The 14,893-nt window shown below is 64.3% G+C and carries 12 protein-coding genes; 8 read left to right on the top strand and 4 right to left on the bottom strand.

All coding sequences use genetic code 11. The features are described from left to right. Positions 1-17 precede the first annotated feature (17 nt). The 4 genes from KOM00_RS02570 to KOM00_RS02555 all read right to left on the bottom strand — a co-directional run bounded on the left by KOM00_RS02570 (position 18) and on the right by KOM00_RS02555 (position 3,416). Positions 18-1,466: a hypothetical protein gene (locus KOM00_RS02570; protein WP_216497272.1), complete on the bottom strand. Its 1,449-nt coding sequence runs from the start codon at positions 1,464-1,466 to the stop codon at positions 18-20. A gap of 161 nt (positions 1,467-1,627) precedes the next feature. Next, positions 1,628-2,416, bottom strand: coding sequence for an amidohydrolase family protein (locus KOM00_RS02565; protein WP_216497271.1), 789 nt, complete (start codon positions 2,414-2,416; stop codon positions 1,628-1,630). Positions 2,417-2,436: 20 nt separating this feature from the next. Then, positions 2,437-2,901 carry a DUF2721 domain-containing protein gene (locus KOM00_RS02560; RefSeq protein WP_216497270.1) on the bottom strand — a complete coding sequence of 155 codons (465 nt, stop codon included), beginning with the start codon at positions 2,899-2,901 and terminating at the stop codon, positions 2,437-2,439. 26 nt (positions 2,902-2,927) lie between these two features. Next, entirely contained in the window at positions 2,928-3,416 is a 489-nt protein-coding gene (locus KOM00_RS02555) for a hypothetical protein (protein ID WP_216497269.1), read from the bottom strand. A gap of 568 nt (positions 3,417-3,984) precedes the next feature. Here KOM00_RS02555 and KOM00_RS02550 point away from each other — a divergent pair. The 8 genes from KOM00_RS02550 (at position 3,985) to lipB (ending at position 14,878) form a co-directional block, all read left to right on the top strand. After that, positions 3,985-6,798 (top strand): Rne/Rng family ribonuclease, encoded by a 2,814-nt coding sequence (locus KOM00_RS02550; RefSeq protein ID WP_216497268.1) that lies wholly within the window; start codon positions 3,985-3,987, stop codon positions 6,796-6,798. Positions 6,799-6,811: 13 nt separating this feature from the next. Then, the gene (locus KOM00_RS02545) at positions 6,812-7,594 is read left to right on the top strand and encodes a hypothetical protein (RefSeq protein WP_216497267.1); all 783 of its coding nucleotides are present in this window, start codon (positions 6,812-6,814) and stop codon (positions 7,592-7,594) included. Between the two features lie 21 nt (positions 7,595-7,615). Continuing rightward, on the top strand, positions 7,616-7,990 hold the full coding sequence (gene crcB / locus KOM00_RS02540; RefSeq protein ID WP_216497266.1) for a fluoride efflux transporter CrcB: 375 nt from the start codon (positions 7,616-7,618) through the stop codon (positions 7,988-7,990). 171 nt (positions 7,991-8,161) lie between these two features. Further along, entirely contained in the window at positions 8,162-8,539 is a 378-nt protein-coding gene (locus KOM00_RS02535) for a DUF190 domain-containing protein (protein WP_216497265.1), read from the top strand. Positions 8,540-8,592: 53 nt separating this feature from the next. After that, on the top strand, positions 8,593-11,280 hold the full coding sequence (locus KOM00_RS02530) for a 2-oxoglutarate dehydrogenase E1 component (RefSeq protein ID WP_216497264.1): 2,688 nt from the start codon (positions 8,593-8,595) through the stop codon (positions 11,278-11,280). A gap of 178 nt (positions 11,281-11,458) precedes the next feature. Then, a complete protein-coding gene (gene odhB, locus KOM00_RS02525; RefSeq protein ID WP_216497263.1) occupies positions 11,459-12,784 on the top strand; it encodes a 2-oxoglutarate dehydrogenase complex dihydrolipoyllysine-residue succinyltransferase in 1,326 nt (441 codons plus the stop codon). 68 nt (positions 12,785-12,852) lie between these two features. Then, positions 12,853-14,259, top strand: a complete 1,407-nt coding sequence (lpdA, locus tag KOM00_RS02520; protein ID WP_216497262.1) for a dihydrolipoyl dehydrogenase — start codon at positions 12,853-12,855, stop codon at positions 14,257-14,259. A gap of 1 nt (position 14,260) precedes the next feature. Next, on the top strand, positions 14,261-14,878 hold the full coding sequence (gene lipB, locus KOM00_RS02515; RefSeq protein WP_216497261.1) for a lipoyl(octanoyl) transferase LipB: 618 nt from the start codon (positions 14,261-14,263) through the stop codon (positions 14,876-14,878). Positions 14,879-14,893 lie beyond the last annotated feature (15 nt).

Here is a 14,893-nt window from a genome sequence, read left to right as displayed (position 1 = left end):
ATTGTCGTGGTGGTGCCTCATTTTTGTCTCTTGTCCGGGAGCTGCAACACGAGCCCCCGGATGCGCCTGTTGGCCTTCTCGCGGTAGATCGCGATCTCGGCGCCGTCCTTGGCCTTCCTGGTCTCGATGGCCAGGCCGTCCTGCTCCCTTGCCCCGGCTTTACCGGGAAGGTCCCCCCCGGTCGCCTCCTTGAAGAAGCTTCCCGGCAGGTTCTCGTTGAGGTCGCCGTCCCCTTCGGCCAGCACCTGGATGGCCCTGACCTTCCCCTGTTCCCGGTAGATCCTGAACTGCTTCCGGTCTCCGCGGTAGAGCTCCCACCCCGGATGAGCCGCAGCATAGGCCGCGTCGGCGGGAACCTTGGGGACGAAACCGGGCAGCTTGCTTTCCGCCTGTTCCGTGGCCGGTGCGGGAGCGGGCGCAGGGGGGGCGGGCGCCACGGCCGCCGGGGCCGGTGCCGGGCGCGGCGTGGGCGGCACCGGTTCCGGTTTCGAGCGCTGCCAGAAGACGACGCCCAAAGCGACCACTATCCCGAGCACGGCAACGCTCGCCAGGTTGCGCCTGTTGCTGCCGGTCACAGCGCCGGAGACGGGTGCAGCGTCACCTTCTTCCGGCGCGTCTCCGCATAGTTCAGGCGGCTTCCGGTAGATCTGGTCGGGGGTAGGGTACAAGGGCTTACGAGGGGGGGGCGCCGCCTTTCCCGTCTGGGGCGGCTCCTGGGCAGTCGGGACCTCCGGCACTGCTTGCGCGGGCTCTTTTTGAGCCTCCGGCGCGACCCGGGCAACCGGGGTGCCCGGGATGACCGGCGCAGTAGGTGCGGGCTCCTGCTGCGAGAGCCGAAGGGACGACGGCTCGGACACGAAGAAGCCGATCTCCTCGCTGTGAAGGGCTTCAAACTCTTTGGCCGCAGGCTGATCCAGCGCCGCTCCCTTTTCTGTCACGGCTTCCGGCTGGTCCGGCCACAAGGGGGCGAGGTGCGGTTCGAACCCGGCATCGTCGAAGTCAGGGATCTCGAATTCGGCGGTGTCATCCAGCGTGAAAAGGTCGGGGAGGTCGGCAAGGTCGGAGAGATCGGAAAGATCGGCAGGGGCGCTGGAAGGCGCCCCGGAAATTGTTTCCGTCGTCAGCAGCTGCATCACCTCTTCGCTCAGGCGTGCGGTGGGGAGGTTGAGGCTGAAGGAGCGAACAAACCCTGCAGGGGAGCGTCCGGACGACTCGTCTTCCTCGAGCAGGACCAACTGCACGGAAGGGTCAGCGATCAGCGCCCTGGCCTGGGTGGCGATCTCCTCTCCGGGAATGCCATCGAGGCTGCTCTGGATGAAAACGTAGTGCGGGTGCTCCTTGGGCAACCTCCTGATGGCACTGGGGAGGTCCGTCTCGAAGGTAAGGCTTTTCGGAGACTGGATGCGCAGGCTCTCGATAAGATCGAGTGCACGTTCATCACTGGCTATGAAGAAGATCTCAGCCATTGAATACCTATCACCTGTGAATGAGGAGAGTAGATCGTATCTGTAATAAATTGGATGTAGCGGTACCGCCTGAACCTGAAGTGTAGGACGCCGTTTGTTTTTAATATAAAAAGCTACAAACGTCAAAATTATTTTGGACTAATATGGTAAAGAAGTGCTCATTAGTCTAGGGTGTGGCTGGACGCAGGGCGGTAAAACTCAATGGCATTTCGGCAAAGAACTTTACGGGCGAGATCCAGGTCGAGCGTGTCCAGTATGAGACGCAGGTCATCGTCGCGGTAGGGGCGGGGGGCGCGGGTGGAGGGGAGGTCGGTGCCGAACATGAGGGCGTTGGGGTTGGCGCGGCAGATGTCCCGGAGGGCACCGGCCACGTCGAAGTCGACCCTGCCGAAGCCGGTCGCTTTTACGCGAACACCCCGCTCCACCAGCGACAGCAGGGCCGGAAGGCCGGTCGCGGAGAGCCCCAGGTGGTCGATGCTGACCGCGGGAAGCCCGACCAGCATGGGGGCGAGCCCGGGGAGTTCGCGGGAGTCGACGTAGAGCTCCACGTGCCACCCTGCCAGTTCGTGGACCCGGCGTGCCATCCGGTCCAGGTGCTCTATTCCTTCCGAACCGCCGCGCTTGATGTTGAAGCGCACCGCGCGCACGCCCAGCCCGTTCAGGCGCAGCACCTCGTCGTCGCTCACCCCGACCGGAAGCTGGGTCACGCCCACGAAATCTGTTCCCAGGGTGGCGAGGGCGTCCTCCAGGTAGGACTGGTCCAGGGCCTGGAACGAACCCGAGACGATGGCGCCGCCCGCGAGGTTCACGCCGGCGGTGCGCTGCAGGTAGTCGCGGCAGGTGAAGTCGTCGGGGAGGAAACCCTGGTTTTCCACCAGGGGAAAGCGGCGGTCGATGATGTGGAAGTGGCTGTCGAAGACGGGGACGGTGGCGGCGAGCTCGGGTGTCATCTGCGACCTCCTTGGCGCCCTCAGTGGCGCCGGTTGACATCCTGGTTCGGGCCGATCTGGAGGCTCGCCTTGGCTATGAAGATCTCGCGCAGGAAACAGACCAGCCCGGACACCATGAGGATCATGCCGACGATGAACAAAAGGGCGACCGGGAGCGAGATGTCGTAGCGCAGGTAGTCGCCTATGAAGAGCATGGCGATCACGGTGCAGACGAGGACTGCGGTGGCGGTGCACAGAAAGATCGCGTGCCCGATCAGGTCGGCGCGGCGCTTCAGTACGGCGAGCGCAGCGTGCAGCCGGGGGACCGCGTCGGGAGCGGCATTCTCCAGCTTCGCCTCGTGGAAACGGGCGCGGTCGATGACGCGCGCCAGGCGGTTGGTCATCACGCTCAGCATGGTCCCTATCGCGGTGAGCAGGAAAACGGGGGCTACCGAGAGCTGGATGACGTGGGCCATGGTGCCGATGGTCTGAGAATCGCGCAGCATCTACTAAATCTCCTTGTGGATCCTCTTTACGTTTCGAATCGTTGTTCCAGTTCCGTCCTGAACTGGTCCATATCGATACCCTTCAGCCTGATCAGGTCCTTCATGACGGGATCGAGCATGGCGTTGGCAGTGTTGAGCTCCGCCCTCTTGGCGCGGATTTCACGGAGCGCCTTTTCGCGCCCCTCGTTGGTCAGCAATAGGTCGGAGCGCTCGTTGTAGAAACGGTGGATCAGGAAGTTCCTGGCCTTGAGCGCCTTTCTGAGCGCGTACACCGACTGGTCGGTGAAGCCGACCTTCTGCTTGATCTCCTCCATGAGGCGCCCCAAGGTCTGGGCTCCCAGAGATTCCATGGTGCCCAGGAATTCCTGCTCGGTCAGGTCGCCGTCGCTCAGGTCGATCAGGAGCGTCACGATGAACGAGATGTAAAGCTCGATCCGCTGGCAGTCCTGGACCGCCGCTCCCATTTCGAGGTAGATGGGGTTGAGCGCGGTAACGTCGATTTTGATTCCCTGCATGGCGGTACCTTCCGGGGGTGATCCGGCCGAGGCGGCCGCTCATGAATCCATAGCACAATTCTTGAGCGTCATAAATAGCTATTTGCGGCGATACTCGCGACGGCGGTCATGGGGAGGGGGGCGCCTCTTCCCGCGGGAAGGGTGGGTAGTGCTCCCCTTTTTTCGCACGCTTCGCCGGGCGCATATACGGCGACGCGGTCTGATTTTGCGGTGGCGCGGACGGCGGGTCTCGGCGGCAACCATCTGAAATTGCGTCACATTTCATGTGCGCTGTTGCCGCCTTGTCCTCATGTGGAGGGCGCCCACACGATGAAAAGGGTTGGCGGGGAGCGCCGGCGCAGGACAATGCCGCGTGGTCACTATGCTTTTTTATGGTGCGGGAGAAAAAAACTCTGCTATAATCACTCGGTTTTCATTAATCTTGCCAGCCCCGGCTCCTTATCGGGGATGCATATAGAGAAGAAACGACCGGCTCCCGCCGGCGTGATAACAAACTGGGCGCGAATGCTGCCTTGGTCCTGATGCGACCGGCTCACGCGGCCCCTAAAGGAAAGGGAACAAAGAATCTATGTCAAAGAAGATGCTGATCAATGCGCTTCACGCTGAAGAGGCGCGGGTGGCGATCGTCGAGGACGGACGCCTGGTGGACCTGGATGTCGAGATCGCCGGCAACGAACAGACGCGCGGCAATATCTACAAGGGGGTGGTGGTCCGCGTAGAGCCGGGGCTGCAGGCCGCCTTCGTGGACATCGGCCTGAAAAAGCTGGGCTTTCTTCAGATGGGCGAGCTGCACCCGGAGAACTGGAAATGGCGTGACGACATCCCCGAGGAGCAGCGCCACCGCCGTCCCCGCATCCAGGAGGTGCTGAGAAGGGGGCAGGAGCTGATCGTCCAGGTCGAGAAGGGTGAGCGCGACAACAAGGGCTCGGCCCTCACCACCTACATCTCGCTGCCGGGGCGCTACATGGTGCTGATGCCGGGGAGTGACTCGGCCGGCATTTCCCGCAAGGTGGAAGCCGAGGGTGAGCGCAAGAAGCTCAAGGAAATCATCGCCGAGATGACCATCCCGCAGGGGTACGGCTACATCATCCGCACCGAGGCCATGGGGCGCACCCGCGACGAGTTGCAAAAGGACCTGGACAGCCTGATTGCCCTGTACGAGGGGATCCGGGAGAGAGGGGCGGGGATGAAGGGGGCCGGCATGGCCTACCAGGAGTCCGCGCTGATCATCCGGACCATCCGCGACTATTTCTCCTCGGACATCGACGAGGTCCTGGTCGACAGCAAGGACGTCTTCAAGGACGTGCGCGACGCGCTCAAGGAGATCGACCCGGACTTCGAGAAGCTGGTCAAGATGCACCAGGAGAAGCGTCCCATCTTCTCCCGTTACCAGTTGGAGGAGCAGATCGACCTGATCTACGAGAAGAAGGTGCCGCTCAAGTCGGGGGGCTCCATCTTCATCGAGCCCACCGAGGCCCTGGTCTCCATCGACGTCAACTCCGGAAAGTCCACCGGCGAGAAGGGGGTCGAGGACACCGCGTTCAAGACCAACCTGGAGGCCGCCGAGGAGGCGGCGCGCCAGTTGCGGCTGCGCGACCTTGGGGGGCTCATCGTCATCGACTTCATCGACATGCGCGACAGAAAGCATAACGCCGAGGTGGAGAAGACCCTGAAGAACGCGCTCAAGGCGGACAAGGCCCGGGTGAACGTGGCGCGCATCTCGGAGTTCGGGCTCCTGGAGATGTCCCGCCAGCGCATCCGCCAGACCCTGAACCAGGCCAGCACCCTCGAGTGTCCCCACTGCGACGGTAGGGGGAAGGTGAAGTCGGTCGAGGCGATGGCGCTTTCCTTCCTGAGGAAGGTGCATGCTGCCGCCGCCAAGGGGACCATCGGCGAGGTGGTGGGGAGCCTGCCGCTCGAAGTCGCTTATTACCTGCTGAACCGCAAGCGTCACGAGCTCTCCCAGATCGAGAACGACTACGACATCGAGGTGACGGTCAAGGGGAAGCCTTCCTACTTGCTGAACCAGATGGAGCTCGAACTGATCAAGCGGGAGAAGCTGCCGCAGGAGGATCTGCCGCAGGAAAAACCGTTCCAGGGGAAGGCCCCGGCCAAGGAAGAGCAGCTGGCCGCCGAGCCGGCCGAAGGGCGCAAGAAAAAGAAGAGAGGGAAGAAGGCACAGGAGCCGGAGGCTGCGCAGCACGCCGAGGCGGTGCCCATCGCGGTTATCGAGGAGCCAAGCGGCGCGGAGCACGTGGTGACGCTGGAGTCGGAGCCGGAGGAACACAAGAAGAAGCGCCGGCGCAAGAGAAAGCGCGGCAAGGGTGGAGCTGCCGAGGGTGGCGCCGAGCATGCGGCCACTTCCGGCGAGGCGATGGTCGAGCTCGCTGGCGGAGTCCCCGCCGAGCTTACCGAGCCGGGCGCGGTGCTGGAACAGCCCGCGGCGCAAGACGCGGAGCAGGCGCACGCTGAGCCGGGCGAAGAGGTGAAGAAGAAACGTCGCCGCAAGAGACGGCGCGGCAAGGGAGGGCACGAAGCGGCTGGCGAGCAGACGCCGGGGGAGGCCCCGCATGCTGCCAGCGAGGTGCCGGCAGCCGCCGTTTCGGCGGAGGCCGTACCCGTTGCCGAGGGTGCCGCTCCGGGCGGAGAGCCAGGCGAGAAGAAGCCCGCGCGCAAGAGGAGGGGCCGCGGCAAGGGAGCCGCAGCTGATGGTGCTCCCGAGGCGGCGGTCGCAAGCGTGGCGGCCATGAGCGCCCCGGCCGAGGCGCCTGCCGAGCAGCGTTCGCAGGCGAGCGAGCCCGCGCCCGTCGAGGCTGCCAAGCCGGAGAAGAAGGCGCGCACCCCGCGCAAGACCAAGGCCGTCACCGAGACCGGCGCGACGCCGGCGGCACCCGCTGCCGCAGCGGACGCACCGCAGGAAAAACCGGTACAGGCGAAAAAGGGAAGGGGCGCAAAGGGCGCCGCAACCAAGGCACCGGCATCGGCTCCCGCCCCGGCTGTAACCGAGACGCCGGCTCCGAAGCCCAAGGCTGCCAAAGCTGCCAAAAAGCCCAAGGAAGCCACGGAAGCCACGGAAACCGCCGCACCCAAGGAAGCCAAAGCACCGAAACAGGCAAAAGAGCCCAAGGCGGCCAAGGCCGCCAAGGAGCCTGCAGAGCCTGGAAAAGCCAAGGCGGCCAAGGGGCCGAAGCAGGGGAAGGCGCCCAACGGTTCCGGTACAGCTGCCCCCGCTGCCGAGACAAAGCCCGCCGAGGCGGTGCCTGCCAAGGAGAAAGCTCCCGCCAAGCGCGCCAGAAAGGCCGCAGAGCCCGCCGCAGCGTCGGAGGAGAAGCCCAAGAAGCCGCGGGCGCCGCGCAAGAAAAAGGAAGAGACCCCTGCCTGATCGTGAGGACGCAATGAGGACACTCCTGGCCGCCGTCATCGTCCTTTGCTGCGCCCTGCCTGCCGCAGCGGGAACAATGGAAGAGCTGACGCCGTACTTTTCAACGCAGTACTTCACCTGGCAGGAGCGCATCAACGGCCGGAGGCTCCTCAAGGAAGAGGGTGCCCTCTTCTCCGTGGGCGCCCGGGTCGGTGCCGTCATCGATTCCTCCTTCACCTTGAGGGGCAAGGGGGAACTGTTCGGTTCCGAGGTCGGCTACCGCGGTGAGACGCAGGCGCCGGATTCGACTCCGGTACACACCCGCGTCACCTACCTCGGCACCAATGCCGAAGTGGACCTGGGCTACCGTCTGCACCCGGCGAACATCGTCCTCGAGCCGTTCGGCGGCATCGGCTACCGCTACTGGCTCAGGGACCTGCAGGACAGCACTACTTCGGACGGTACCCGGGTCACCGGCTATACCGAGGCCTGGAACCTGGGGTACTGCCGCCTGGGCGCCCGCTCTGTGGCCTCTGCGGGAGGGGTAAAGTTCACTGCCGGGGGGGGCGCCAAGTATCCCTTCTACGTGGGGAACACCGTCGACTTCGAGGGTAGCGGCGACACCACCTTCCACCCCAAGGGGAGGTGGAGCGGGTTCGCCGAGGCGGGTGTCAGCTATCGCTCCCTGACCGTGGCCCTTCTCTACGAAGGGTTCCGTTTCCGGCGGTCCGATCCCAAGATGGTGCAGGGGACCGCGTACTTTCAGCCCGATTCCTCGTCCGATATCTTCGGCGTGAGGGTCGGCTGGGCTTTCTGATCACCCTACGGTTTTTTTGCAATGGAGCAGGCACTCTACATAGCCCTCTTGGGCGCTCTCGGCTGCTTGTCGCGCTATTTTCTCTCCGGCTTCGTTTACCGGATCTGCGGCAACGCCTTCCCCTATGGCACCCTTGCCGTCAACGTCATCGGCGCGTTCCTGATCGGGCTCATCATGGAGTTCTCCATCAGGAGCGCCCTCGTTCCCCCCACGCTGCGCTTTGCCCTCACCGTAGGATTTCTCGGCGGGCTTACCACTTTCTCCACCTTCAGCCTGGAGACCTTCCGCCTCATCGAGGAGGGAGCCCTGCTGCTTGCCTTTGCCAACATCATGCTGAGCGTCGTGTCCTGCCTTGCCTGCACCTGGCTGGGGATCATGGTGGCGCGTTGGCTGTAGCTTAAGGCCGAGGAAGGGGCAGGGGGCGATCTCGCTTGAGCCGATACCTCCCCGAGCATCTCGAGCGGGTCGACACCGCCTGGGCTCCTCTCCCCGGAGGGGGACGGTCGGCAGGGGGGAGGATCTACCGTGGAACCGGACTTTACAACTATTTTCCCGAAGGAGCGACACATGAAGGACAGGGACATGAGCCTGGAGAGTGACAGAAATGGGATGCTCGGCGAGCAGGTGCTGCTCAGGATCTTCATTGGAGAACGCGACAAGTACAAGCACATCCCGCTCTACGAGGCACTGGTGGAACTGTTCCGCAGCGAGGGCTTTGCCGGTGCCACGGTGCTGCGCGGTGTGGCCGGGTTCGGGGCGCACAGCATGTACCACACGGACCGCCTGCTGCGGCTCTCAACGGACCTCCCCATGGTGATCGAGGTGGTCGACGATAGGACGCGGGTGGAGGCGGTCCTCCCCACCGTTGAGGGGATGATGGACGGCGGCATGATCACCCTGGAAAAGGTACAGGTGTGGCGCTACGCCAAGAAACGCTCGGCTTGAAAGGATCAACCCATCTGCTACACTCTCACGTGTTCATGAAAAGGAGCGGATAGATGGGTATATTAGAAAACCTGACCCCCCAGTGGATCGAGAGCCAGTACGAGCTTTGGAAACAGAATCCTCAGCAGCTCTCCGAGGAATGGCGCGCTTTCTTCACCGGCTTCGAGCTCGCGGAGGCGCGTCCCGCCGGCGCCGAGGCCCTCGCGGGCGACGAGGCGCTGAAACAGTCCGCGGTCCAGTCGCTCATCTACCGTTACCGGGACATCGGGCACCTGCTGGCCTGTACCGACCCCCTTTCCCCCTGCCAGATCGAGCATCCCCTGCTCTCCCTATCCGCCTTCGGGCTTGACCCTGCCGACCTCGACAAGACCTTCGTCACCAGACGCTTCATGAGACGCAGCGCGACCCTGAAGGAGATCCTGCAGGTGATGCGCAGCACCTATTGCGGCTCGGTCGGCGTCGAATTCATGCACCTGCAGGACCCGGACGAGCGCCAATGGCTCATCGACCGCATGGAGCCGGGGGGGAACCGCGGCTTCTTCACACCGGAGCAGCGGCTGCTCCTGCTCAAGAAGCTCAAGGAAGCCGCGCTGTTCGAGCGGGAGCTGCACAAGAGGTTCCCGGGGCAGACCAGGTTCTCCCTTGAGGGGGGCGACGTCCTGATTCCCCTGCTCGATGCCGCCGTCACCAAGGCCGCCTCGCTGGGCGTCACCGACGTCGTCTTCGGAATGCCGCACCGCGGCCGCCTGAACGTCCTCTGCAACATCTTCGGCATGCCCTACGAGAACATGTTCGCCGAGTTCTCCGATAACGCGGAGTACGGCGTGGTAGGCGAGGGTGACGTCAAGTACCACAAGGGATTCTCGGTCGACCTTCCCGTCGAAGGTGGCGGTTCCGTGCATCTAACCCTCACATCCAACCCGAGCCACCTGGAGGCGATCGACCCGGTGGTGCAGGGGAAATGCCGCGCCCGTCAGGACCGCATCGGCGAGGAGGGGGAGACGCGGGTGCTGCCGCTTTTGATCCACGGCGATGCCGCCTTTTCAGGCCAGGGGGTGGTCGCCGAGACGCTGAACCTCTCGCAACTGGCCGGCTACCGGACCGGCGGCACCCTCCACATCGTTCTCAACAACCAGATCGGCTTCACCACCAGCGCCGCCGATGCCCGCTCCAGTCACTACGCCACCGACGTGGCGAAGATGGTCCAGGCACCGGTGTTCCACGTCTACGGCGACGACGCCGAGGCGGTGATGCACGTCACCGAGCTGGCGGTCGCCTACCGTGATCGCTACCGCAAGGACGTGGTGGTCGAGGTGATCTGCTACCGCAGGCACGGCCACAACGAAGGGGACGAGCCCTATTTCACCCAGCCGGTCATGTACCAGCAGATCAAGCTCCGTCCGCAGTTGCACTCCCTTTACGAGATGGAGCTGCTCGGCGAGGGATTTGCCGAGGAGGACCTGAAGGGGATCGAGAACGAGGTGGTGCAGCGCCTGGCGCAGGCGGGCGAGCGTCAGGCCGCACCGGTGGAGTCTGCGTTTCTGGCCCGCTGGAGCGGGATGAAGCCCGGCGTCGCCAAGGTGGTGGTCCCCACCGCGGTGGAAGCCGCCACCCTCCTGGAACTTTCCGAGCAGCTTGCCCGCATCCCCGAGGGGTTCCACCCGCACCCGAAGGTGGCCGCCGTGCTTCAGAAACGCCGCGACGCCGTCATCAAGGGGGGACCGCTGGACTGGGGGAACGCAGAGGCCCTCGCCTACGCCTCGCTCCTCTCCTCGGGCGTCTCGGTGCGGCTGTCCGGGCAGGACGTGCGCCGCGGCACCTTCAGCCATCGTCACTCATCGCTCTTCGACCAGGAGACCGGGAACTCCTACCTGCCGCTTTGCAGCGTGCCGGACAAGGGGGCGCGTTTCTTCGCCTTTGACAGCATGCTGGCAGAATTCTCGGTGCTCGGTTTCGAGTACGGCTATTCGCTCGAGGCCCCCGAAGCGCTCACCATCTGGGAGGCCCAGTACGGCGATTTCGTCAACGGTGCCCAGGTCATCATCGACCAGTTCCTGGTGAGCGGCGAGGCGAAGTGGGAGCGCTCCAGCGGGCTCGTGCTGATGCTGCCGCACGGCTACGAGGGACAGGGGGCGGAACACTCCAGCGCCCGCATCGAGCGCTTTTTGGAACTCGCCGCGGCGGGTAACATCCAGGTGGTCTATCCCACCACCCCGGCCCAGCTCTTCCACGTGCTGCGCCGTCAGATGCTGCAACCCTTCCGCAAGCCGCTGATCCTCTTCACCCCGAAGAGCCTGTTGCGCCATCCGGACTGTGCCTCGCGGCTGGAGGAGCTGAGCTCCGGCAGTTTCCGCGAGGTGATCGCCGAGCCGGCAGTGGGCGAGTCGGTGCGCCAGGTAATGATCTGCAGCGGCAAGATCTACTACGATCTCTTGGGGCGGATGAGGAAGGACCAGTTGCAGGGGCATGCGCTGCTGCGGATCGAGCAGTTCTATCCGCTTCCCGTCGAGCAGTTGCGGGACGAGCTGCAACGTTATCCTGCCGGGGCCCGTTTCACCTGGGTCCAGGAGGAGCCGCGCAACATGGGGGCCTGGCGCTTCATTCACGAGCCCCTTTTCGAGCTTTTGGGGACCGTGCCGAGGTACGTCGGACGTCCCGATGCCGCAGCACCCGCCTCCGGATCGCACCGTTTGGACCGTGTCGAGCAGGAGCGCATCGTAGACGAAGCTCTGAAAATCTGAAACACGTTCTATGTTCTAAGTTCTACACTCCAGGTTCTACGTTCATCCCGCAAGCCGATTCCACAATTGGTTCGAAACAAAGCGGTGCCTTCCAAAGCAGAAGGTGGAACGAGTAGTTAGAGGCGTTAACGTGGAACTTAGAACGTAGAACGTAGAACAGCTGTTAAGGGAGAAGCGAATGGATATCAAGGTTCCGGCGGTCGGCGAGTCGGTCTACGAGGCGGTGATAGCCAGGTGGCTCAAGAAGGCGGGAGATGTGGTCGCCAAGGACGAGCCGCTCTGCGAGATCGAGACCGACAAGATCACCCTCGAAGTCACCTCCGAGGCGGACGGCGTACTGAGCATCACGGCGGCAGAGGGAGAGACGGTGAAGATCGGTGCGGTCATCGGCAGTATCGATGCCCGCGGCCCGGGTGCTGAACCCGCGAAGCAAGGTGCCGAAACCGCTGCCGCCGCCAAGCCTGAGGCCAAGCCTGAAGCCAAGCCTGAGGTCAAGCCTGAGGTCAAGCCTGAGGTCAAGCCAGAGGTCAAGCCAGAGGTCAAGCCAGAACCCAAGCCCGAGGCCAAGCCTGGGGCTGCCGCTCCCATGTCACCCTCGGGAAGAAAGCTTGCGCGCGAACTGGGAGTCGAACCCGCCGACGTCCAGGGGAGCGGTCGCGGCGGCCGCATAACCAACGCCGACCTCATCAAGGCGCAGGGGACACGGCAGGAGGTGGCGGAACCCGTCACGGCTCCCGCCGCATCGGTTCCGCCGGCGCCCCCCGCCGCAGCGCCCAAACCTGCACAGGAGCCGGCCGATGCGTCGGGACGCGTGGTGCGCAAACCGATGTCGCAGATCAGAAAACGCATCGCCGAGCGCCTGGTCTCGGTGCGCCAGCACACCGCCATGCTCACCACCTTCAACGAGGTGGACATGAGCGAGGTCATCAAACTGCGCAAGAAGCACGGCGACCACTTCCAGACGCGCCACAACGTGAAGCTCGGGTTCATGTCCCTCTTCGTGCGCGCCTGCTGCGCCGCTTTGCAGGAGTTCCCGGAAGTGAACGGCAGCATCGAGGGGGACGACATCGTCTACCACAACTACTGCGACATCGGCATCGCGGTCGGGGGCGAGCGCGGGCTGGTGGTGCCGGTGTTGAGGGGTGCCGAGAAACTGAGCCTGGCGCAGATCGAGCAGGCCATCGCGGACTTCGCGGAGAAGGTGCGCAGCAACCGGATCGCCCTCTCCGACCTCGAGGGAGGGACCTTCACCATCTCCAACGGCGGCATCTACGGCTCCATGCTCTCCACCCCCATCCTCAACCCGCCCCAGTCCGGCGTGCTCGGCATGCACAACATCCAGGATCGCGCGGTGGTGGTGGACGGCCAGGTCGTGGTCCGTCCCATGATGTACCTGGCCCTCTCCTACGACCACCGCATCGTCGACGGCAAGGGCGCGGTCGGCTTTTTGAAGCGGGTCAAGGAATACATCGAGGACCCGGAGGAGATGCTGCTGGAATGCTGAGTGGCCGTCTGCATTTGGGGTAGCCTCCCCCTCCCGCAAGAGGAGGGGGGAATCATCGGAGGGAAAAGATGTCTGAAGAAATTTTCGATCTCATAGTCATCGGCGCCGGCCCCGGCGGTTATGTCGCCGCCATCAGGGGGGCGCAACTGGGCATGAAGGTGGCCGTGGTGGAAAAGCGCGGCTCCATGGGGGGCGTCTGCCTGAACGAGGGATGCATCCCCAGCAAGGCTCTCCTCGACTCCAGCGAGCTCTATCACCTGGCCAAGGACCGCTTCGCCGCCCATGGCATAGAGGTGCAGCCTCCGACCCTCAACCTCGGGCAGATGATGGCGCGCAAGGAAGACGTGGTGAAGAAGCTCACCGACGGCATCGCCTTCCTCTTCAAGAAAAACAAGATCGTCAGCTTCCTCGGTACCGCGACGCTGCTCTCACCCGAGAACGGTACGCACCGGGTCGAGGTGAAAGGCGAGGAGACCAAGGTGGTCAGCGGCAAGAAGGTGATCATCGCCACGGGGAGCGAAGCGGTGCAGATCCCGGCGCTTCCCTTCGACGGCGAGTCGGTGGTGAGCGCGCGCGAGGCGCTCTCCTTCCCGGCGGTCCCTGAGCATCTGCTGGTGGTGGGGGGCGGCTACATCGGCCTGGAGCTCGGTTCGGTCTGGCTGCGCCTGGGTGCCAAGGTGACCGTCGTGGAGCTCCTCCCCAGGCTGGTGGCCGGCAGCGACGGCCAGGTGGCCGAAGCCCTGCTGCGTTCCCTGAAGAAGCAGGGGATGACCTTCATGCTGGGGGGCAAGGTGGCCGGGGTGGAAAAAAAGGACGGCAAGCTCGTGGCGCGCGTCGAGGCCGAGGGGGGGGCCACGGAGATCTCCTGCGACAAGGTCCTGGTGGCGGTGGGGCGCAGGCCGCTCACAGCGGGGCTGAATCTCGAAGGGTTGGGGATCGCCATGGATGGCAGCCGCATCCGTGTCGATGCCGACTACGCCACCAACGTCGCCGGGATCTACGCCATCGGCGACCTGGTCGCAGGTCCCATGCTGGCGCACAAGGCGATGGAGGAGGGGGCGGTCTGCGTGGAAAGGATGCACGGCGAACCGAGCCAGGTCGATTACGGCTGCATCCCGGGGGTCTGCTACACCTGGCCCGAGGCGGCCTCGGTGGGAAAAACCGAGGAGTCGCTCAAGGAAGAGGGGATCGCCTACAAGTCAGGCAAGTTCAGCTTCATCGCCAACGGCCGCGCGAAGTGCATGGACGAGACCGAAGGGTTCGTCAAGCTCCTCACCGAGGCGGAAGGGGGGCGGCTGCTCGGTGTGCACATCCTGGGGCCGCGCGCCTCGGACATGATCGCCGAGGCGGTCACCGTGATGGCCTTTGGCGGCAGCGGCGAGGACATCGCCCTCACCGTGCACGCCCATCCCACCCTCTCCGAGGTGATGAAGGAGGCGGCGCTCGACCTGGACAAGCGCGCCATCCACGGCTGACATGGTCGTCCTCGATGCCGGATTGATCGACTACCGGGAGGCGCTCACGCTGCAGGAGCGCCTGGTCCTCGAGGTGCAAAAGGGGGGGGCGGAGACGCTGCTCCTTCTGGAACACCACCCCGTCTATACCATCGGCGCCGGAGGCGATTCGGGCAACGTGCTCGACCCGGTGATAGAGGCGCACCGCGTGAACCGCGGCGGCGACGTCACCTACCACGGACCGGGGCAACTGGTGGGATACCCCATACTCGACCTGGGGCGGCGCGGGCGCGACCTGCACCGCTACCTTCGTTTTTTGGAACAGTTCCTGGTGGAGCTCTGCGGCAGCCTCGGCGTGGCAGGCTTCACCGTCCCGGGCAAGACCGGCGTCTGGACCTCCCGCGGTAAGATCGCCGCCATCGGCGTCGGCGTCAGGCGCTGGGTCTCGATGCACGGCTTCTCGCTCAACGCGACGGCGGACCTGTCACCTTTTGGCAGCATCAACCCCTGCGGCATGCCCGAGTGTCGCATCACCTCGCTCACCCTCGAGTGTCGGCAGGAGATCACCGTAAAGGAATTGAAAGCCTTGGCCGGAGAACGGTTCGAAGCGCTGCTCGAATCGCACCTGCCGCACAGTTAACCGTTGCAGTTGCTC

This window comes from Geomonas diazotrophica (genome assembly GCF_018919385.1).
Taxonomy (GTDB): domain Bacteria; phylum Desulfobacterota; class Desulfuromonadia; order Geobacterales; family Geobacteraceae; genus Geomonas; species Geomonas diazotrophica.
This window is presented reverse-complemented; position numbering and strand designations above follow the sequence as displayed.

What these genes read in the sequence shown, in the direction of transcription:
- KOM00_RS02570 (WP_216497272.1), bottom strand. Translation starts at nt 1,466, where the DNA reads ATGGCTGAGATCTTCTTCATAGCCAGTGATGAACGTGCACTCGATCTT.
- KOM00_RS02565 (WP_216497271.1), bottom strand. Translation starts at nt 2,416, where the DNA reads ATGACACCCGAGCTCGCCGCCACCGTCCCCGTCTTCGACAGCCACTTC.
- KOM00_RS02560 (WP_216497270.1), bottom strand. Translation starts at nt 2,901, where the DNA reads ATGCTGCGCGATTCTCAGACCATCGGCACCATGGCCCACGTCATCCAG.
- KOM00_RS02555 (WP_216497269.1), bottom strand. Translation starts at nt 3,416, where the DNA reads ATGCAGGGAATCAAAATCGACGTTACCGCGCTCAACCCCATCTACCTC.
- KOM00_RS02550 (WP_216497268.1), top strand. Translation starts at nt 3,985, where the DNA reads ATGTCAAAGAAGATGCTGATCAATGCGCTTCACGCTGAAGAGGCGCGG.
- KOM00_RS02545 (WP_216497267.1), top strand. Translation starts at nt 6,812, where the DNA reads ATGAGGACACTCCTGGCCGCCGTCATCGTCCTTTGCTGCGCCCTGCCT.
- crcB (WP_216497266.1), top strand. Translation starts at nt 7,616, where the DNA reads ATGGAGCAGGCACTCTACATAGCCCTCTTGGGCGCTCTCGGCTGCTTG.
- KOM00_RS02535 (WP_216497265.1), top strand. Translation starts at nt 8,162, where the DNA reads ATGAAGGACAGGGACATGAGCCTGGAGAGTGACAGAAATGGGATGCTC.
- KOM00_RS02530 (WP_216497264.1), top strand. Translation starts at nt 8,593, where the DNA reads ATGGGTATATTAGAAAACCTGACCCCCCAGTGGATCGAGAGCCAGTAC.
- odhB (WP_216497263.1), top strand. Translation starts at nt 11,459, where the DNA reads ATGGATATCAAGGTTCCGGCGGTCGGCGAGTCGGTCTACGAGGCGGTG.
- lpdA (WP_216497262.1), top strand. Translation starts at nt 12,853, where the DNA reads ATGTCTGAAGAAATTTTCGATCTCATAGTCATCGGCGCCGGCCCCGGC.
- lipB (WP_216497261.1), top strand. Translation starts at nt 14,261, where the DNA reads ATGGTCGTCCTCGATGCCGGATTGATCGACTACCGGGAGGCGCTCACG.